Genomic DNA, 19,719 nt, shown 5'->3' with positions numbered 1-19,719 from the left:
GCTTATCTCGTCAAACGCGCCATCACGGCGCGTCGCTGAAGTGGTAGTGCAGGTCGTTGTCGCGGCGGCTGATGCGCACCCCGGCCAGGGCCTTGCCTTCGAGCATGCGGGTGAGGAACTCGCGGCTCATGTCCGGCAGCAGGCTGTTGGTCAGGATCGCGTCGATCATCCGCCCGCCGCTCTCGGTCTCGCTGCAGCGCGAAACGATCAAGTCGACCACTTCGTCGTCGTAGTCGAAGGCCACTTTGTGGGTGCCTTGCACGCGCTTGCGGATGCGTTCGAGCTGCAGGCGGGTGATGGCCTTGAGCATCTCGTCGCTGAGCGGGTAGTAGGGGATGGTCACCAGGCGGCCGAGCAGCGCCGGCGGGAAGATTTCCAGCAGCGGTTGGCGCAGGGCGCTGGCGATGGCCTCGGGTTCAGGGATGTTCTGCGGGTCTTTGCACTCCCGGGAAATCAGCTCGGTACCGGCGTTGGTGGTGAGCAGGATCAAGGTGTTCTTGAAGTCGATCACCCGGCCTTCACCGTCTTCCATCACGCCCTTGTCGAACACCTGGAAGAAAATTTCGTGCACGTCCGGGTGGGCTTTTTCCACCTCGTCGAGCAGCACCACGCTGTAGGGCTTGCGCCGCACCGCTTCGGTCAGCACGCCGCCTTCGCCATAACCGACATAGCCGGGCGGGGCGCCCTTGAGGGTCGAGACGGTATGGGCTTCCTGGAACTCGCTCATGTTGATGGTGATGACGTTCTGCTCACCGCCGTACATGGCTTCGGCCAGGGCCAGGGCGGTTTCGGTCTTGCCTACCCCGGAGGTGCCGGCGAGCATGAACACGCCGATTGGTTTGTTGGGGTTGTCGAGGCCGGCGCGGGAGGTCTGAATACGCTTGGCGATCATCTGCAGCGCATGGTCCTGGCCAATGATGCGCTTGGCCAGGTGCTGGTCGAGCTTGAGCACGGTCTCGAGCTCGTTGCGGGCCATGCGTCCAACCGGGATGCCGGTCCAGTCGGCAACCACCGAGGCCACCGCCTGATAGTCGACGGTTGGCAGGATCAGCGGGGTTTCACCTTGCAGGGCGCTCAGGCGCTGCTGCAGCTCGATGAGTTTTTCGCGCAGCTCATGGCTCTTTTCGCTGCCGGTGTCGCGGTCGACCACCCCAACGTTTTCGCGCAGCTGCGCGCGGGTGGCCAGCAGCTCGTCGACCAGGGCCTTCTCTTCGGCCCAGCGGCTTTCCAGTTCGGCCAGGCGCTCGCGCTCGGTGGCCAGCAAGGTTTCAGACTGTTGCTGGCGATTGCCGATGGCGATACCGATGGCCTGCTCGCGGGCGATGATCTGCAGCTCGGTTTGCAGTGCCTCGATGCGTCGACGGCTGTCGTCGACCTCGGCCGGTACCGCATGCAGGCTGATGGCGACGCGGGCGCAGGCGGTGTCGAGCAGGCTGACGGACTTGTCGGGCAGTTGCCGCGCCGGGATGTAGCGGTGGGAGAGCTTGACCGAGGCTTCCAGGGCTTCATCGAGGATCTGCACCTGATGGTGCTGCTCCATGGTCGAGGCCACGCCGCGCATCATCAGCAGTGCCTTGTCTTCGCTCGGCTCGGCGACTTGCACCACCTGAAAACGCCGGGTCAGGGCCGGGTCTTTCTCGATGTGCTTCTTGTACTCGGCCCAGGTGGTGGCGGCCACGGTGCGCAAGCTGCCACGGGCCAGCGCGGGCTTGAGCAGGTTGGCAGCATCGCCGGTGCCGGCGGCACCACCGGCACCGACCAGGGTGTGGGCTTCGTCGATGAACAGAATGATCGGTTTCGGCGAGGCCTGAACGTCCTCGATGACCTGGCGCAGGCGCTGTTCGAACTCGCCTTTCATGCTCGCCCCGGCCTGTAGCAGGCCGACATCCAGGCTGCGCAATTCGACGTCCTTGAGTGATGGCGGAACATCGCCGGCAACGATGCGCAGGGCAAAGCCTTCAACCACCGCGGTTTTGCCCACCCCGGCTTCACCGGTGAGGATCGGGTTGTTCTGTCGGCGACGCATGAGGATATCCACCAGTTGGCGAATCTCTTCGTCGCGACCAACGATCGGGTCGAGCTTGCCGCTGCGCGCCTGCTCGGTGAGGTCGACGGTAAAGCGCTTGAGCGCTTCCTGCTTGCCCAGGGCGCTGGGGGCCATGGCGCCGCTGGCTTCGCCCGGCACGGCGCCGGCATTGAAACCGTCGCTGGCGCCCAGGGCGTTTTCCGGTGAGTCGCCGACGTACTCGTCAAAGCGCTCGCTGAGGGCTTCGACCTTGATCTTGGCAAACTCCGACGACAGGCCGAGCAGGGCATTGCGCAGGCTCGGAGTCTTGAGGATGCCGAGCACCAGGTAACCGGTGCGCACCTGGCTTTCGCCGAACATCAGGCTGCCATACACCCAGCCACGCTCCACCGCCTCTTCGACGTGGGACGACAGGTCGGTGATCGAGGTCGAGCCGCGCGGCAGGCGGTCCAGGGCCTCGGTCAGTTCGCGGGCCAGGCGTGCTGGCTCCAGGTTGAACTGGCGAATGATGCGGTGCAGGTCCGAGTCCTGCAGTTGCAGCAACTGATGAAACCAGTGGGCCAGTTCCACATAGGGGTTGCCCCGCAGTTTGCAGAACACCGTGGCGGCCTCGATGGCCTTGTAAGCGACGCTGTTGAGCTTGCCGAACAGCGCGGCGCGACTGATTTCACCCATGTTCCGGACTCCTTGTGGATTGCGATGCGCGCGTCTCGGCGTAGTACCGAGCCAGTGTCAGGTCGCTGGCATCGTGTTGCGGGCGGCCGAGCCAGGTATCGAAACCCAGGCGTCGGCCAGTGTTGAGTTGCAGGGCGGGTATTTCGTCCTGCTGCAGAATCAGTTGCAGGTCCCAGTCCAGCTCGTGCCCCTGGTGCTCGGCGACCCAGGCCACCAGCTCGGCGAAGGCACTGCCATCGGGCAATAGCGACAGGTATTGCTCCAGGCTCAGCGGCCCCAGGCAGATGCGGAACTTGTGCTGGCGGTCCCAGACATGGCTGCCCAGGCACACATCCATGCCCAGCTGATTGGCGCTCGCGCCCAGGCGGCTGCGTTCAGGCAGTTGCAGCCACTGGCCAACGTATTCCTCGATGCTTACCGGCACGCCGAAGTAGGCCCCGAGAATACCGCGCAGGCCATCCGGATAGCGGGTCTGGGCGGCGAGGTGGCCGCTGTAGTGCAACTTGGCGGTATCCGGCAACGGGCCCTGATCACGCAGCGCCGGGGTGCCGCGCCCGCTCAGGGCGGCCAGGCGGGCGGCCCAGTAGTCGTCATCGGGCCGGTCATGGCTGACCGTCGGCCGCGCTTCGGCCCAGGCCCGGTAGAACAGGCTCAACAGACGGTGATGAAAGACATCGAGAAAGCGCTTGCTGGTGCTGTCGGCATTGTTGCGCTGGCGCTCGCGCATGTACTCGGTCAGGTGCAGCGGCAAGGGGCCGTTGGGGCCGCCGAGGCCAAAGAAGAACTGCTCCAGGCGCGCCGGGCCCTGATCACTGGCAGGCGTCAGCGCCGCCAGGGTGGCCGGCGCAAACGCACAGTCGAGCTGCTGGCCAAGGCGCACCGGATCATCGGCCAGGTGCAGCGAATGGCCGAAGCGTGGCAGCTGCGGCGACTCGCATTGCAGCCGGCGCAGGGCCTGGAAGAAATCGTAGTTCCAGGGTTCGGCCTGCATTTCGCTGAGGATGTTCACAGGGTCGGACGGCGTCCGGGCTTGGCTTTCCATCGCATGATCTCGCCGCGTTCGGTGGTACGGAGCACCGTCTCGGTAAAGCTGTTGATCGACACGTAACGTGCCAGGAAGCGCTCGAACACCGCACCGAGCAGGAACACGCCAGTGCCGCGAAAGGCGTTTTCGTCGAATTCCAGGGTGATCTCCAGGCCACGGCCAAAGACGATCGGCCCCGGCATCGGCAGGCGTCGCGTGCAGGCTTTGCTGCTGACCTCGCGCAGGCCGTCGATCTGCAGCTGCAGGGCGGCGTCGTGGCTGTCGCCGTACAGGCGCAGCAACTCGCGCAGGGCGGCGGCGCCCTGGCCTTGCTCGGTCAGCGACAGGTAGTTCAGCGACAACTGGCTGATCAGACGCCAGGCCTTGTTGTCATGGGCATGGCTGGCCCGTGGCCGGCTTGGCCCGGCCAGGCAGCGAATGGCGGCCACCGGCGCGCTGTCGGCCAGGGTGAAATCACTGCGGCCATCGCCGACGTTCATGAACAGCGCCAGGTCGCGGTTGGTGCACAGGGCACTGACCCCCAGTTGTCGCAGGTCGTGGCGGTAAGGCGCCTGTTGGCCATCGACCAGGCTGATGAAGGTTTCGCTGCCCATGTAGGTCGAGCGGGTACCGTTGCGGCGCTGCTCGCTGGAAAGCATGCGCGGCTCGCGGCGGACGATGTAATAGGCCTGGTCACGGCCGTATCGCGACGGGTCGCGTACGGCATAGAAGGGCAGGAAAGCCTGGTCGGGGCCGGTGCCGTGGCCGGTAACGCTGCTCAACGAGTGGATCTCGAAATCCGTTGGCCGGGTGCGGTCGGCAATCACGTGATGTTCGTTGACCCGGTCATTGAGGTGGATACGGTCGACCCGGCGCGCAAACAGGTTGATCGCCGGGGTGCAGAAGGGCACGAACTGCTCGGCGCCGACGCTGCCTTCCAGGCTCTGGTCGTAGCGCTCGAACAGCACGATCAGCTCCAGCTCCTGACCATCGCAACGCTTTACTGCGCGACCCAGTTCGGCAAATTCTACGAACAGAAAACGCTGCGGCAGGGCGAAGTACTCCTGCAGCAGGCGGTAACCCTGGAATGCCTGCGGCACCACCGGTAGCGCCGCCTCGCGGTCATCGAAGCCGCAAGGGCGCAGGGCCGAGGTGGGAATGCGCTCGACCCAGTCGCTGCCCGGCTGGCGCGCGAAAACTGCGCAGGTGTTGCCCAGCAGTTGCTCGTAGAGCCTGAACGGCAACTCGTCGGCGCCGTTCAGGTACAGCGGCAAGCTGCTCAGGTCGAGGCTGTTGAACGGGAGCTCGGCGCCGGTGCGCAAGGTAATGCGCAAGCCGGCGCGGGCCTTCGGTTCGCTGGCGGCCAGGCGCCCGAGGCGGGCTGCCGGGTTGCCGAAGTATTCCGCCTGGGCGACTTGCAGCGGCCACAGGGTAACGGCATGAGCACTACGAAACTCGCAAGGCGTTTGCGAGTCGCGACCAAGGGTGGCGCGCAGCACGCTGCCACGCGGCAGGGTGAAGCCGGCACTTAGCGAACCTTCATCTGGATCGGCCTGCATCTGCACCACCGTCATCGACGGCGTCGGCGCCAGGTAGTGCGGGTAGGCGATCTCCAGCAGGTTGTGGGTGAAGGTCGGGTACTCGGCATCGAGCTTGAGTTGCACCCGTGCGGTCAGGTAGGCAAAACCTTCAAGCAGGCGCTCGACATAGGGGTCGGCGCAATCGATACCGGACAGGGTCAGGCGCCCGGCGATCTTTGGGTATTCCCTGGAAAATTCTGCCGCGCTTTCGCGGATGTGTTGCAGTTCCTGGTTGTACAGCTCGAGCAGGCGCGGGTTCATGGACGTCTCCGGCGCTCGGCGGGGGCCACCCGGACATGCCCGGATTCCAGGTCAAGGTCGGTACGCAGCAGCAACGGCAGTGCCGCCGGCTGGGCCCACAGGTCGCCTTCGATCTCGAAACTCAGGGCGTTGTTGTTCATCTCCCCCGGTGCGACCTGGGCGCGCACCCGCAGGCTGCTGCGCAGGATGCGTGGTTCGAAGGTGGCGATGGCCTGGTAAATGATGCTCTCCAGTGCGCTGATATCAATGTTCGAGGCGCTGTTACCGGCCAGTGCCGGCAGGCCGTAGTTGACCACCGAAGTGCCGGCCGGGGTGTTGAGGGTGGCGGCCGCATCGAGCAGTGAAGTGGTATTGAGCAGCCAGGTGAGGTCGCGCAGTACCGAGGCCTTGAGCTGGCTCAGCGAAAGCACGCGCTTGTCGTTGGCTTCTTGCAGGTTGCCGGGCTCGTCGTCGGTCAGACGATCGAGCAGCGAAGGCTGCAGACGGTCACGTGCAGCGATTTCGGCTACCAAGGGGCGGCTCCGGTGGTGATATGCGTGAGTGCGTTATCCCTATCGCGGGGCAAGCCCGCTCCTACAGGGTGGGAGCGGGTTTGCCCCGCGAAGAGGGCGAAACGCATCAGATCTTGACGTTCTGGCGCACGTTCCAGCCGTACTTGACCGGGCCGCCGTCTTTGGTGCCGTCAGCTTTCTGCGGCTGGTAATCGACCGTGACTTTGCCGAAGTTCAGGGTGACGTTTTCGGTCAGGCGGTCATCGCCGCCCGAGCCACCGGTGCTCAGCGAGCTGATCAGCACTTCTTCGAGGTTGATGATCAGGTACTCGACCTGGCTCTCGCCACCGGCCTTGCGCACGGTCAGCTTGACCTTGTCGATGTGCTTGCCGCTGGAGCAGTGCATCATCAGGTTGGGGCTGGATTTGTCGACGTACTTGGTCAGCGACAGGTCCTGGATGTTGACCTTGCCGGCGCCGCCGCCACCACCCATGTGCATGTTGCCGGACTGGGCCATGCCCCAGCTCCAGTTCAGCACATCGATTTCGTCCTTGTGGGCCTTGTCCATGGACTCGCCCTTGATGTCGCCAATCTTGATGAAAATATCAACTGCCATGTTGTCTCCAGAGTGTGGCATCTACCACATTATTTTTTCAGTGCACGCCCCGCAGCACGGGGCGTTCTAGCGAGCCTGGGCTCAGGCGCCCTTGGCCGACGGCAACTTCGATACCAGGCGCAGCGACACGGTCAGCCCTTCGAGCTGGTAGTGCGGGCGCAGGTAGAAACGCGAGTTGTAGTAACCCGGGTTGCCTTCGACTTCTTCGACCACCACTTCGGCAGCTGCCAGTGGGTGCTGGGCCTTGGTGGTTTCGGTGGAGTGGGCCGGATCGCCATCGACGTAGTTGAGGATCCAGTCCTGCAGCCAGCGCTGCATCTCGTCCTTCTCTTTGAACGAGCCGATCTTGTCGCGCACGATGCACTTCAGGTAGTGAGCGAAGCGGCAGGTGGCGAACAGGTACGGCAGGCGCGCGGCCAGGTTGGCGTTGGCGGTGGCGTCCGGGTCGTCGTACTCGGCAGGCTTTTGCAGCGACTGGGCGCCAATGAAAGCGGCGAAGTCGGTGTTCTTCTTGTGCAACAGCGGCATGAAACCGTTCTTCGCCAGTTCCGCTTCACGGCGGTCGGAGATGGCGATCTCAGTCGGGCACTTCATGTCCACGCCACCGTCATCGGTGGGGAAGGTGTGCGCTGGCAGGTTCTGCACCTCGCCACCGGACTCGACGCCGCGAATCCGCGAGCACCAGCCGTAGTACTTGAACGAACGGTTGATGTTCACTGCCATGGCATAGGCGGCGTTGGCCCAGGTGTACTTGGCGCTGTCGGCGCCGTCGGTGTCTTCTTCGAAGGCGAAGGCTTCCACCGGGTCGGTCTTGGCGCCATACGGCAGGCGCGCCAGGAAGCGCGGCATGGTCAGGCCGATGTAGCGCGAGTCTTCCGATTCACGCAGCGAGCGCCAGCCGGCGTACTCCGGGGTGGTGAAGATTTTGGTCAGGTCGCGCGGGTTCGACAGCTCCTGCCACGAGCCCATGCCCATCACGGTCGGCGAGGCCGCAGCGATGAACGGCGAGTGCATGGCGGCACACACCTTGGACAGCTCGCCGAGCAGCTCGACGTCCGGTGGCGACTGGTCGAAGTAGTAGTCGCCGACCAGGCAACCATACGGCTCGCCGCCGAACTGGCCGTACTCTTCTTCGTACATTTTCTTGAACAGCGGGCTCTGGTCCCAGGCCGTGCCCTTGAATTTCTTCAGGGTCTTGTGCAGGTCGGGCTTGGAGATGTTGAGCACGCGGATTTTCAGCTGCTCGTCGCTCTCGGTGTTGTTGACCAGGTAGTGCAGGCCACGCCAGGCGCTTTCCAGTTTCTGGAACTCGGGGTGGTGGATCACCTGGTTGACCTGGGCGGTGAGCTTGGCGTCGATGGCGGCAATGATCGATTCGATCGACTTGATCGCGTCATTGGACACCAGGTCGGTTTGCGCCAGGGCCTGTTCGGCCAGGGTGCGCACCGCAGTTTCGACGGCCTCGCGGGCGCGCTCGGTCTTGGGTTTGAATTCTTGCAGCAGCAGCGAAGCGAACTCGCTGGCTTGCTCGGTGGCCGCTGGCTGGGCCTGGGTATCACGCATCGGATCGGTCATGAGGCTTTGTCCTGATTAAGCGTTCGGCTCGGCATCCTGGGGCTTTGGCGCGCTGGCCAAGGCCTGGAGCAGGGCCGGATCCTTGATGGCTTTCATGATGATTTCTTCGGCGCCGGTCTTGCCGTCCATGTAGGTCAGCAGGTTGGCCAGCTGGGTCCGCGCTTCGAGCAACTGGTTCAGCGAATCGACCTTGCGCGCCACGGCGGCAGGGCTGAAGTCGTCCATGCTCTCGAAGGTGATATCCAGGCTCAGGTTGCCTTCGCCGGTCAGCTCGTTGGGTACGTGGAACGCCACCCGTGGCTGCATGGCCTTGAGGCGCGAGTCGAAGTTGTCGACGTCGATTTCCAGGAACTTGCGCTCGGCGACCGGGGCCAGCGGCTCGGCAGGCTTGCCCGCGAGGTCGGCCATGACGCCCATGACGAAAGGCAGCTGGACCTTCTTTTCGGCGCCGTAGAGCTCGACGTCATACTCGATCTGCACCCGCGGCGCGCGATTGCGCGCAATGAATTTCTGAGAACTGGGGTTCGCCACGTTGTTCCTCCTGGTCGCAGGTGCGACGGTATTGGCGTCATCGATCGTTGCCGGTAACGGTGTTGCTTATGTGCGTTGGGTCTGGCCCGCAGGCCTCAGTCAGCCTCAGGTCCGCGCAGGGTTTCGAACTGCGACAACCCATCGGGGATCAGGTCGCGGACGATCGCGGCAAAATCGGCATTGACCAGATTTTTCGCGCGGTTGAGCAGCACCGGCAGCGGGCTTGAGGGCTCGTGTCGGGCGTAGTACTTGAGAATTCGGTCAAGGCTGCGCAGCACTTCATCGCGGCTGGCGATATCGGCCGAAATGCGGGCGACGGCGGGCGCGGGCGCGGCCTCGGCCTCGGCCTCTGGCGTCGAACTGGTGGCAGCGCTGCTGGTTTCGCTGGCGTCGTTGGCGGCCTGCTCGCTGGCCGGCGCATGTTCGGCAAGAATCTGCGCGGCCTGGCGCAGCGGCTGCTTGAGCGCGCTCAGGTCAACTCCGCTGGCCGATCCGACCTGCTCGTTGACGTACTGCTCGATTGCCTCGGCGGCCTCGCGGGCTTGCTGTAGCGCCTCGCGGGTGGCCTGCAGTTGCTCGCCTTCGCTGTCGCGCAGAGCGCCGCCGAGTTCGTCGGCGTTGAGCGTCTCGCTGGCAAAGTACTGCAAACCGCTGGCGTGCAGGGCTGCGCGCAGGCTGACCGGGCCGAAGGCGCGGGAGCGGGTCAGCAGGCTTTCGCGCAGCAGGGCGATGTTGGTCTCGCAGACCAGACCGGCGAGGGCATTGATACGCACTGTCGGGTCGTTGTCGTCATCGGCGTCGAGCTGCGGATGGACCTGCGGCCAGTACTGGCGCAACAGCTCGTTGATCAGTTGCAGAGTGCTGGCCAGGCCGGCAATGCCGTGCAGGGCGAGGGCACTTTGCAAGAGGAAATGAGTGACGCGAAGGTCTTTGCTGCGTTGCAGCAGGGCGGTGCAGGACTGTTCGATCTGCCGCCACTGCGGAGGTTCGGCAGGCTGGATGGCATCGCCCATGACACGCTCGGGCCGGCCTTGGGCATCACGCTCCAATTGCAGGAAGTCCGGGTCGTATTCAAGGTCGTCGCCGCAAGGAAAGTTTTCCGAAACGGCAGCGAGCAAATGCGCTGAGTTCACCAGATATCGATCTCCGTATCGTCCCGTGGTGGGGGTGGCTAATGTGTGCTAGTTGGTTTTGTGACATAGCGCACATAATTTGCTGAGTTGTCCTTAGTTGATATCAAAGTGATATCACGCCTGTTCAGCAAGTTGCGCATTTTTGGTTTATTTCCAATTGGCTGTCAAGGTAAGCTAGCGGCCCATCGTGACCTGCATACTGGGCCGTACAGGTTTATTGACTTGTTGGTCAGGGTAGCGGTGGATGTCATTTGAAACTGATAAACATCAGCGAAAAGTGAACGAAATTCGGACATTCAGTAGACTTTTTCAGGGATTGGAAGCGAATCGTGGCAAGTGTGGCAGGCCTCCAGCGGGCCCACAGGCGATTCGGGATGTTGCTAAGGAGGCGTGATGTCGCTGAGTCTTACTATTACCAGTTATCACAAGATTACCCCTGGTCAATGTCCTGAAAAGTTCATCGAGTCAGGTGCCATCAGTATTGGTCGCGGCCCCGATAATGATTGGGTGCTGCCCGATCCGGAGCGTCTGGTTTCTTCGCAACATTGTGTAATTCAATATAAAGACGGCCGTTATTACCTGACCGATAACAGCACTAATGGTGTCGAATTAATTCACGCCGGTGTTCGCTTGCGTCGCGGTAACAGTGAGCCGTTGATGGATGGCGAAGTCATCCGTATCGGCGAGTACGAAATCCAGGCACGGATCGATTCAAGCTTCAAGATTGCCGATGGCAACCCGCACGCTGCTGACGCCGCCAACAGCTTCGAGGCGCTGATGGCCAACCAGGCCGGTGCCGCTGCGACCCCCCAAAATGCTGTTGCGCCAGCGTTGATCCAGGGCGCGTCGAGCAATGCCACCTTGCCGGACCTGTTCGATTTTCTTGCACCGGCGAGCATTGCGCCGGTGACCCGCGCCGATCACGTGCCTGCCCAGCAGCATGATTTTCGCCCGCCAACGCCCGTAGCGTCGACGCCTGAGCCGGTACCGGCAAGCCCTGGAGTGATTCCCGAAGACTGGGACCCGTTCGCCGAACCGGTGCCGGCGGCGCCCGCGCCTGTCGTTGTAGCTGTCGAACCAGCCATGCCCGCACCCATGCCCGCGCCTGTCGAGGCCTCGGCGCAGGCTGGCGACTCCAGTGTGCTGGCCCAGGCGTTCCTGCGCGGTGCGGGCCTTGAACATCTGCGTATCGACAGCGCCCAGGTCGAGGCGCAGATGGAAGCCCTTGGCCGCAGTTATCGCTTGATGGTTGAGGGCCTGATCGATGTGTTGCGTGCGCGCAGCAGCCTTAAGGGCGAGTTCCGCATGCAGCAGACGATGATCCGCCCGGCAGAAAACAACCCGCTCAAGTTCGCGCCCAATGCCGATGAAGCGCTGCTGTTGCTGCTGCGCCATGGCAACCACGCGTTCATGGCGCCGGACCAGGCGGTACGCGACAGTTTCGACGACTTGCGCGCGCATCAGCTGGCAGTGATGGCCGGTGTTGAAGCGGCGATCAAGCACCTGCTCGGGCGCTTCGAGCCGGCGCAGCTGGAATCGCGGCTCGGCGAACCGGCAGGGCTGTCGAAGCTGTTCGCAGGTTCGCGCCAGGCGCAGTACTGGCAGCAGTTCACCGAGCTGTACAGCAAGATTTCCCGGGAAGCCGAAGACGACTTCCAGGACCTGTTCGGGCGCGAATTCAGTCGCGCCTACGAGGAGCACGGCGCGCGTCTGCAGCGCTCCTGAAACAAACGGAAAGTGCCACGTCATTGAGGACGCAGGATGATTCGAACAATGCTGATGGCAGCGGTAACCACACTGCTGCTCAGTGGTTGTAGCAAGGATGAAGTCGCAGCACCGGTCCAGCCCGAGGTGGCGGGGCCTACCAGCGTCACCTTGTATTTCAGTGCCGCCGCCGGGCTCAACCCGGGCGCCAACGGCCAGGCCGCGCCTGTGCGCGTGCGCATTCTCGAACTGAAGAACAGCGCAGGTTTCAGCCGCGCCGATTATTTTGCCCTGGCCGAACGCGGCCCGGCGACCCTGGGCGCCGACCTGCTCGATCAGGACGAAGTGCTGGTGCAGCCCGGTGAGCAAGTGCGCCTCGACCGGCCGTTGAACCCGCTGACGCGCCAGATCGGCCTGGTGGTCGGCTACCGCGAAATCGACCAGGCGCAATGGCGCAGCCTGCTGCCAGTGCCGCCGCTGGACTACCAGATCAGCCTCGATGTTCGCGCTGTGCGCAGCGCTGCCCATACCTCCCCAACCAGCACCGCCCAATAGGCGATCGGAGAAGCCATGTCCTGGAACAATCGTGTGGTCTGGTCGGAAGGCATGTTCCTCGGAACCCAGCACTTTCAACAACATGACCGTTATCTCGAGAACCTTATCGATGCCCGCAGCCGGCCGCTGTCGGCGGGCGCCTGGGGCTTCTCCGAGCTGCTGGTCGACCAGGGCCTGCTGGCCCAGGGCAAGCTGGCCATCGTTTCTGCCCGCGGGCTGCTGCCCGATGGCACGCCGTTCAACATCCCCCACGATGACCTGGCGCCCAGCCCGCTGAACATCGACGACAACCTGCGTGATGGCCTGGTGTACCTGGCCTTGCCGCTCAAGCGCGCCGGTGCCCGCGATACCGTGGACGAAGGCGAAGCCGCAGGTGGCGCGCGTTATGTCAGCCGGGTGGCCGAAGTGCGTGACGACAACGCGCCGTTCGAGAACCGCGCCCCGGTCGCCCTTGGCTCCCGTGCGCTGCGCTTGATCACCGCCGAAGAAGGCCTGAGCGACTATGCCGCGCTGGGCCTGGTACGTATCAAGGAAAAACGCGCTGACCGCGCCCTGGTGCTGGATGACAGCTATATCGCGCCGGTGCTGGATGTATCGGCGAGCAAAAGCCTGTCGGCATTTCGCAGCGAACTGCTGGGCCTTTTGCATCAACGCGGTGAAGCACTGGCCGGGCGGGTGGTGGCCTCCGGTGCAGGTGGTGCTTCGGAGATCGCCGACTTCATGCTCCTGCAACTGGTCAATCGCGCGCAACCGCTGGTCGAGCACCTGAGCCAGTTGAGCCCGTTGCACCCGGAGCGGCTGTACAGCGAGCTGGTCAGCCTGGCCGGTGAGTTTGCCACCTTCTGTGCCAGCAACCGCCGCCCGGGTGAGTTCCCGATGTACCAGCATGACGACCTGGCGGCGAGCTTCGCCCCGGTCATGCAGGCGCTGCGCGAAGCCCTGTCGATGCTGATCGACAGCAAGGCCACGCCGATCCCGATTGTCGAGAAGGCCTATGGCATTCATGTGGCCATGCTTGCCGACCGCAGCCTGCTCGACAATGCCAGTTTCATTCTCGTGGTGCGTGCCGACGTACCGAGCGAAACCCTGCGCGGGCGCTTCGCCCAGCAAAGCAAGATCGGCGCGGTCGAGCACATCCGTGACCTGGTCAACCTGCAACTGCCGGGCATCGGTCTGTTGCCGCTGCCGGTGGCACCACGGCAGATCCCGTTCCATGCCGGCTCCACCTACTACGAGCTCGATCGCGGCAGCGAGCACTGGCAGCAACTGCAGAACGCCGGCGGCTTTGCCTTCTACGTCGCAGGCGAGTTCCCGGGGCTGAACCTGGCCTTCTGGGCCATCCGAGGATAAGCCGCAATGCAGCCTAACGACCCGTCGGCGCCACCGGCCAACGACCGCACCCAGTTCATGCCGCGCCCCGGTGGCCGCAGCCCGCAGGCTGGTACGCCGGAGCCTGTGGCGGCGCCGTCGATGCCGGCGCAGCCGCTGCCCGCCGGCCAGGCGCTGGGCCTCAACCCGCTGGAAAGCGCTGCCGGGCCGTTGCTGGCCTTGCTGACCCGCTTGCGCAGCACCATCGCCCATCCGGCCCCGGCCAGCCTGCGTGCGCAGTTGCTGGCTTATCTGCGTCAGTTCGAAGAGCGCGCCGAAGCCGCCGGTGTGGCCCGTAACGAAGTCATGCTGGCCCGTTACGCGCTGTGCACTGCGCTCGATGAAGCGGTGCTCAGCACGCCGTGGGGCAGCAGCAGTGACTGGGGCAAGCAGAGCCTGCTGATCACTGTGCACAACGAAGCCTGGGGGGGCGAGAAGGTCTTCCAGCTGCTCGAGCATTGCCTGCAGAGCCCGCGCGAACGCCTGTACCTGCTGGAGTTGCTGTACCTGTGCATGTGCCTGGGCTTCGAGGGCCGTTACCGGGTTATCAACGGTGGCCGCGCCCAGCTCGAAGCCTTGCGCGAACGCACTGCCGCCGCTATCCGCAGCGCCCGGGGCGAGTTCGAGCGCGAACTGTCGCCGCACTGGCGCGGGGTCAGCGTCAGCCGAGATCGGCTGTCGCAGTTCATCCCGCCCTGGGTGGGCCTGGCCATCGCCCTGGCGTTGCTTCTGGCTCTGCTGTTTGCCCTGCGCATGATGCTCGCCGCCGACGCGGAGCCTGTGTTCAAGAACATTCATGCCCTGGGCGAAATCCCGGTGCAGGCCATCGACCGTCCGGTGACCCAGCCCAAGCCGGTGGAACGCCCACGCCTGGCGGGTTTTCTGGCCAGCGATATCAAGGCCGGGCGGGTCAGCGTCGAAGACGCCGTCGACCGCTCGGTGGTGACCATCCGTGGCGACGAATTGTTCGCCTCGGCCAGCACCAGCATCAACGACAGCCTGCAGCCACTGATGCTGCGCATTGCTGACGCCATCGGCCAGGTCAAGGGCCAGGTGCGCATCACCGGCCACAGCGACAACCGGCCGATCGCGACCTTGCGCTTCCCGTCCAACTGGGCGCTGTCTCAGGCCCGCGCCGAGCAGGTGCTGCAGATCCTGGCCGCCAAGACCGGCCAGCCCGCGCGTTTTACCGCGCAGGGCCTGAGCGACACCGAACCACTGGCAGCGAACAACACGGCCGAAGGCCGGGCAAAGAACCGCCGGGTTGAAATCACTGTATTGGCGGAGGGGGTCGAGTGAAGGCGTTTTTCGGATTTGTCATTCGCTGGGTCATTCCGCTGCTGGGCCTGATCGCCCTGAGCCTGATTATCTGGTTCGTCGGCCCGCTGTGGGACATGCTGATCCCGGCAGGGCGGCGCTGGGCGCTGATTGCCCTGCTGTTTGCAGTGTGGCTCGGCTATCGCCTGTGGCGCTTCATCGAGGCCCGCCGCCAGGCGGCAGAAGTCATGCGCAGCCTGGCTGCAGAAACAGCTCCTGACCCTGCCAGCGTGGCCACCGCCGAAGAACTGGCAACCCTGCGCCAGCGCATGGACGAGGCCCTGGCCCTGCTGAAAAAGGCGCGCCTGGGTGGCGATGAGCGGCGCAACCTGTACGAGCTGCCGTGGTACGTGATCATCGGCCCGCCGGGCTCGGGCAAGACCACGGCGCTGGTCAATTCCGGCCTGCACTTTCCGCTGGCGGCGCAGCTTGGCGCCGGGGCGATTCGCGGCGTCGGCGGCACGCGCAACTGCGACTGGTGGTTTACCGACCAGGCGGTATTGCTCGACACCGCTGGCCGCTATACCACCCAGGACAGCCACGCCCAGGTCGACAAGGCGGCCTGGCTGGGCTTTCTCGATCTGCTGAAAAAGCAGCGCGCGCGCCGGCCGATCGATGGCGCTTTCATTGCCATCAGCCTGTCCGACCTGTTGCTGGGCAGCGACGCCGAACGTGCTGCCCATGCTGCGGCCATCCGCTCGCGTATCCAGGAGTTGTACAGCCAGCTGGGCGTGCGTTTTCCGATTTACCTGATGCTGACCAAGCTCGACCTGGTGCCGGGTTTCATGGAGTTCTTCGACACCCTGAGCAAGGAAGAGCGCGCTCAAGTGTGGGGTATGACCTTTGCCCTGGACGACGACAAGTCGGTCGAAGGGCCGCTGGCGCAGTTCCACAGCGAGTTCGCCGGCCTTGAGCAACGCCTCAACGAGCGCCTGGTCGAGCGCCTGCAGCAGGAGCGCGACCCGGCGCGGCGCGATCTGGTTTACGGCTTTGTCCAGCAGTTCGCTGCCTTGCGCTCCAACCTGCAGGGCTTTCTCGACGGCGTGTTCAAGCCCAATGCCTATGAAGAACGCGCCCTGTTGCGCGGCGTGTACTTCACCAGCGGCACTCAGGAAGGCAGCCCGATCGATCGCCTGATCGGCGCCATGGCCCAGAGCATGGGCCTGGACCGTCAGCATCTGGCACGCCAGAGCGGCACCGGGCGCAGCTACTTCATTGAAAAACTGTTCAGCGCCGTGGCGTTTGCCGAGCGCGGGCTGGTCGGGGTCAACCCGCAAGTCGAGCGCCGGCGCAAATGGCTGGCCCGTGCTGCACTCGCCGCCAGCGTTGCCCTGGTAGTGCTGGTCGGCAGCGTGTGGGCGCTGAGCTATCGCGCAAACCAGGCTTACATCGCCCAGGTCGAGCGTAAGCTCGCGCCGCTGGGGCCAGTCCTGCAAACCTTGAGCCCGGCCCAGCGCGATGTACTGGCGGTACTGCCGTTGCTCAATGCCGTGCGCCATCTGGCCGAGGATCCGCCCAGTTGGGCCGAGGGGTTGGGGCTGTACCAGGGCGACATGCTCGAAGCCGAGTCGGCCAGCGTCTACCGCAAGTTGCTGATTGCCGTGTTCGCTCCGCGCCTGGTCACCCGTATCGAAGAGCAACTGCACAGCGGCGGTGGTTCGGACTTTCTCTACGAAGGCCTCAAGGCCTACCTGATGCTGGCTGACGGCGAGCATTACGACCCGGACTTCATCAAGGCCTGGGTCAGCCTCGACTGGGAGCAGAGCCTGCCTCGCGACCTGGCCCCGGAGCAGCGTGCGGCATTGGGCGAGCATCTGCAGGCGCTGTTTGAAAAGCGTCCGCCGAATGCGCGCCTGGATGCCAACCTGATCGAAGACCTGCGTCGCCAATTGCAGCAGTTGCCGGTGGCCCAGCGCGTCTATGACCGGGTCAAACGCCAGCAGTTGCCCAACGGCGTCAGCGATTTTCGCCTGAGTGAAGCGGCTGGCCGCGACGCCGCGCTGGTGTTCAGCCGCAAGAGCGGCAAGCCGTTGGGTGAACCCTTGAGCGGGCTGTTTACCCTTGATGGCTATCGCAAGGCGTTTCTTGCCACCAGCCTGCAACACAGCAATACTCTGGCTGAAGAGCGTTGGGTGCTGGGCCGCGAGCAAGCCGATGAAGGTGATGTGACTAGCTTGGCCGCCGACGTGCGCCGTTTGTATTTCGCCGACTACATCCGCCACTGGGACGCGCTGCTGGCCGATATCGACTTTGTGCCGATCACCAGCGTGGCCCAGGCCGCCGATGTACTGCGGGTGATTTCCGGGCCGACCTCGCCGCTGAAAAAGCTGCTGAGCGCCGTGGCCAAGGAAACCAACCTGCAACAGCAGGACCCGCTTGCCGCGGCCCAGGCCAAAGCAAGCGAGGCTGGTGTCGACCAGCTCAAGCAGCGCCTGGGTAACTTGCTGGGCCAGGATGCTCCGGCCGATAGCCGCCAGGCGCAGCAAGACCAGGACCCGGTCACCGCGCACTTTGCCGACCTCGCCAGCCTGGTCAGCAAAGGCGAGGGCGAGCCGGCGGCCATCGACGGCCTGCTCACCGACATGAACGCCTTGTACGTGCAGGTCAGTGCCATGGTCGGTGCCAGTGGCGACGCCCTGCTCGGCGAGGCCAAGAACCAGGCCACTGCCGCCGCCAACCGCGTCAGCCTCACCGCGCAGCGCCAGCCGCCGATAGTTCAGGGCCTGGTCAAGTCGGTGGTCAACTCGACCACCAACACCATGATGGGCGGCGTGCGCAATCAACTGAACGCCGCCTGGACCAGCGAAGTGGTCAACGTTTATCGCCAGTCGCTGAGCGGTCGTTATCCGCTGGCAGCGGGCAGCTCGCGGGATGCCACGCTGGACGATTTCGGCCAGTTCTTCGGTGTCGGCGGGGTGATGGACAGCTACTTTCGCAAGTACCTGCAGCCGTATGTCGATACCTCGGCCAACCCTTGGCGCTGGCAGCCGGGCGCGGCGCAGAAGCTCGGCATTGGCTCTGGCGTGTTGCACACCTTTCAGCGTTCGGCGGCGATTCGCGATGCGTTCTTCCGCTCGGGCGGCATGCAGCCGACCGTGCGCTTCGAGCTCAAGCCGGTGGCCATGGACGCCTCGGTCACCCAGTTCTTGCTCGACCTCGATGGCCAGCAGATCAGCTATGACCACGGCCCGAGCCGCCCGGTTGCGATGCAGTGGCCAAACCCCAACAGCATCGGCGTGGTGCGCCTGTCGATCATGCCGCCATCGGCCAGCGGTCGCTCCGGCCTGACCCTGGAAGGGCCGTGGGCCTGGTTCCGCTTGCTCGATCAATCCGACCTGGTGGCCGGCAACGGCCCGGATCGCTTCAGCCTGCGCCTGCGCGTCGATGGCGCCAGCGTGTCGTACGAGCTGCGCGCCAACAGCGCCTTCAACCCGTTCAAGAGCCGCGTGCTCAGCGGCTTCAGCCTGCCGGAGCGGCTGTGATGGCGGGCGTCGGCTTCTACGGCAAGCTGGCCAGCCGCGGCGACTTTGTCAGTCGCGGTTTGCCGCAGAGTTTTATCCAGCCCTGGGACCAGTGGCTGGCGGCCGGGCTTGTGGCCAGCCAGCAGCAACTGGCCGAGCGCTGGTTGCCGGCCTATCTGGTCAGCCCCTTGTGGCGCTTCGCTCTGGCCCCGGGAGTATGCGGGCCCGACGCTGTAGTGGGGGTGTTGATGCCCAGCATTGACCGGGTAGGGCGCTATTTCCCTCTTATCCTGGCCCAGGTTCTGGCGCCGGATGAGTCGCTGGCGGCAGTGGTGAGTGGCCCGGATAACTGGTTCGAGCAGTGTGAAGCCCAGTTACTGGCAACCCTCGAGCCGCAAGCCGCTTTTGAGGCGTTCGATGCAGCAGTGCAGGGCATTGATGCCCCTCGTAGTGCTGTTGTTTCAAGCCCGGTTGTGGGCGGCTTGCAACGCTTTGCAGCGGTGACCTCGCAGGCGCGCCAGGCAGCCTTGGCCGAAAGCGCCTGCGCCGGCATGAGCCTGTGGTGGGGGCGCGGCTCGGAGCATATCGAGGCGGGAATGCTGCGCTGTGCGGGCCTGCCGCACAGCGAGGATTTCGCCAGTTTTCTTTTGGGTAGTGAGGCGGCGCGCTAGATGACGGCTTTGCATTACACCGCAGCCAGCTACAGCCATGTCGGCCTGGTGCGCAGCATCAATGAAGACGCTTGCCTGGACCTTGCCAGCGAAGGCCTGTGGGCAGTTGCCGATGGCATGGGCGGGCATGCGGCGGGCGACTACGTCAGTTGCCTGATCGTCGATACTTTGCGCCAGTTGCCGACCACGGCGTCCCTCAATGACTTCGCCCAAGTGTTGCGCCAGCGGCTGTCGGCGGTCAACGCGGCAGTGCGCGAAGAAAGCGCCCGGCGGGGCGTGGCGATGATGGGCAGCACCCTGGTGCTGCTAGCGGTGCGCGCTGACCAGGGTATCTGCCTGTGGGCAGGGGACAGCCGCCTGTATCGCCTGCGCGACGGGCGCCTGGAAGGTATCTCGCGCGATCACAGCTACGTGCAGGAACTGCAGGACAGCGGCCTGCTCAGCGAGGCCGAAGCGCGGGTGCACCCGCGGGCCAACATCGTCACCCGGGCAATTGGCGTCGAGCCCGAGCTCGAACTTGAGGCCGTGCACCTGCAGGTCCTCCCAGGCGATACCTATCTGCTGTGCAGCGATGGTCTGAACAAGACCGCCGAAGACCATGAAATTCGCGAAGTGCTGGGCCACAGCGACCCCTACCAGGTGGTCCGCAGCCTGGTGCACCTGGGCCTGACCCGGGGCGCCCCCGATAACATTACCGCCGTCGTCATCAAGGCCGGTTGAAGACCAAGCAC

General features: G+C 64.4%; 15 protein-coding genes. 7 read left to right on the top strand and 8 right to left on the bottom strand.

Features of this window, described 5'->3' with window-relative positions; translation table 11 throughout:
- Positions 1–22: 22 nt before the first annotated feature.
- From tssH to tssA, 8 genes are all read right to left on the bottom strand, one after another.
- Complete coding sequence (tssH, locus tag LOY34_RS25695) at positions 23–2,701, bottom strand: type VI secretion system ATPase TssH (protein ID WP_195885248.1); 2,679 nt, start codon at positions 2,699–2,701, stop codon at positions 23–25.
- Positions 2,694–3,743: a type VI secretion system baseplate subunit TssG gene (tssG, locus tag LOY34_RS25690; protein ID WP_195885247.1), complete on the bottom strand. Its 1,050-nt coding sequence runs from the start codon at positions 3,741–3,743 to the stop codon at positions 2,694–2,696. The genes tssH and tssG overlap by 8 nt, the downstream gene beginning before the upstream one ends.
- Positions 3,707–5,566: a type VI secretion system baseplate subunit TssF gene (gene tssF / locus LOY34_RS25685; protein ID WP_195885246.1), complete on the bottom strand. Its 1,860-nt coding sequence runs from the start codon at positions 5,564–5,566 to the stop codon at positions 3,707–3,709. The genes tssG and tssF overlap by 37 nt, the downstream gene beginning before the upstream one ends.
- Positions 5,563–6,078, bottom strand: a complete 516-nt coding sequence (tssE, locus tag LOY34_RS25680; RefSeq protein ID WP_093378493.1) for a type VI secretion system baseplate subunit TssE — start codon at positions 6,076–6,078, stop codon at positions 5,563–5,565. The genes tssF and tssE overlap by 4 nt, the downstream gene beginning before the upstream one ends.
- A 106-nt stretch (positions 6,079–6,184) precedes the next feature.
- Positions 6,185–6,673, bottom strand: coding sequence for a type VI secretion system tube protein Hcp (locus LOY34_RS25675; protein WP_038998241.1), 489 nt, complete (start codon positions 6,671–6,673; stop codon positions 6,185–6,187).
- 81 nt (positions 6,674–6,754) lie between these two features.
- On the bottom strand, positions 6,755–8,248 hold the full coding sequence (gene tssC / locus LOY34_RS25670) for a type VI secretion system contractile sheath large subunit (protein WP_010221276.1): 1,494 nt from the start codon (positions 8,246–8,248) through the stop codon (positions 6,755–6,757).
- Positions 8,249–8,263: 15 nt separating this feature from the next.
- Positions 8,264–8,779 carry a type VI secretion system contractile sheath small subunit gene (gene tssB, locus LOY34_RS25665; RefSeq protein ID WP_010221277.1) on the bottom strand — a complete coding sequence of 172 codons (516 nt, stop codon included), beginning with the start codon at positions 8,777–8,779 and terminating at the stop codon, positions 8,264–8,266.
- A gap of 95 nt (positions 8,780–8,874) precedes the next feature.
- The gene (gene tssA, locus LOY34_RS25660) at positions 8,875–9,912 is read right to left on the bottom strand and encodes a type VI secretion system protein TssA (protein WP_258664082.1); all 1,038 of its coding nucleotides are present in this window, start codon (positions 9,910–9,912) and stop codon (positions 8,875–8,877) included.
- A 393-nt stretch (positions 9,913–10,305) separates the two neighbouring features.
- Here tssA and tagH point away from each other — a divergent pair, with 393 nt between their 5' ends.
- From tagH to LOY34_RS25625, 7 genes are read left to right on the top strand one after another with little or no spacing between them, the layout of a single operon-like run.
- Positions 10,306–11,637 carry a type VI secretion system-associated FHA domain protein TagH gene (gene tagH / locus LOY34_RS25655; RefSeq protein WP_195885244.1) on the top strand — a complete coding sequence of 444 codons (1,332 nt, stop codon included), beginning with the start codon at positions 10,306–10,308 and terminating at the stop codon, positions 11,635–11,637.
- Between the two features lie 36 nt (positions 11,638–11,673).
- The gene (tssJ, locus tag LOY34_RS25650; protein ID WP_195885243.1) at positions 11,674–12,171 is read left to right on the top strand and encodes a type VI secretion system lipoprotein TssJ; all 498 of its coding nucleotides are present in this window, start codon (positions 11,674–11,676) and stop codon (positions 12,169–12,171) included.
- A gap of 15 nt (positions 12,172–12,186) precedes the next feature.
- The gene (gene tssK, locus LOY34_RS25645) at positions 12,187–13,521 is read left to right on the top strand and encodes a type VI secretion system baseplate subunit TssK (RefSeq protein WP_195885242.1); all 1,335 of its coding nucleotides are present in this window, start codon (positions 12,187–12,189) and stop codon (positions 13,519–13,521) included.
- Between the two features lie 6 nt (positions 13,522–13,527).
- Positions 13,528–14,838, top strand: a complete 1,311-nt coding sequence (locus LOY34_RS25640; protein ID WP_195885241.1) for a DotU family type VI secretion system protein — start codon at positions 13,528–13,530, stop codon at positions 14,836–14,838.
- Positions 14,835–18,338, top strand: coding sequence for a type VI secretion system membrane subunit TssM (gene tssM / locus LOY34_RS25635; protein WP_195885240.1), 3,504 nt, complete (start codon positions 14,835–14,837; stop codon positions 18,336–18,338). The genes LOY34_RS25640 and tssM overlap by 4 nt, the downstream gene beginning before the upstream one ends.
- Positions 18,338–18,988 carry a type VI secretion system-associated protein TagF gene (tagF, locus tag LOY34_RS25630; protein WP_195885239.1) on the top strand — a complete coding sequence of 217 codons (651 nt, stop codon included), beginning with the start codon at positions 18,338–18,340 and terminating at the stop codon, positions 18,986–18,988. The genes tssM and tagF overlap by 1 nt, the downstream gene beginning before the upstream one ends.
- A complete protein-coding gene (locus tag LOY34_RS25625) occupies positions 18,989–19,708 on the top strand; it encodes a PP2C family serine/threonine-protein phosphatase (RefSeq protein WP_093378531.1) in 720 nt (239 codons plus the stop codon).
- Positions 19,709–19,719 lie beyond the last annotated feature (11 nt).

It is taken from the genome of Pseudomonas sp. B21-009 (assembly GCF_024749345.1).
In the GTDB taxonomy this organism is placed as follows: Bacteria; Pseudomonadota; Gammaproteobacteria; order Pseudomonadales; family Pseudomonadaceae; genus Aquipseudomonas.
Note: the sequence above shows the minus strand (reverse complement) of the source record. Positions and strands in the feature narration are given on the sequence as shown.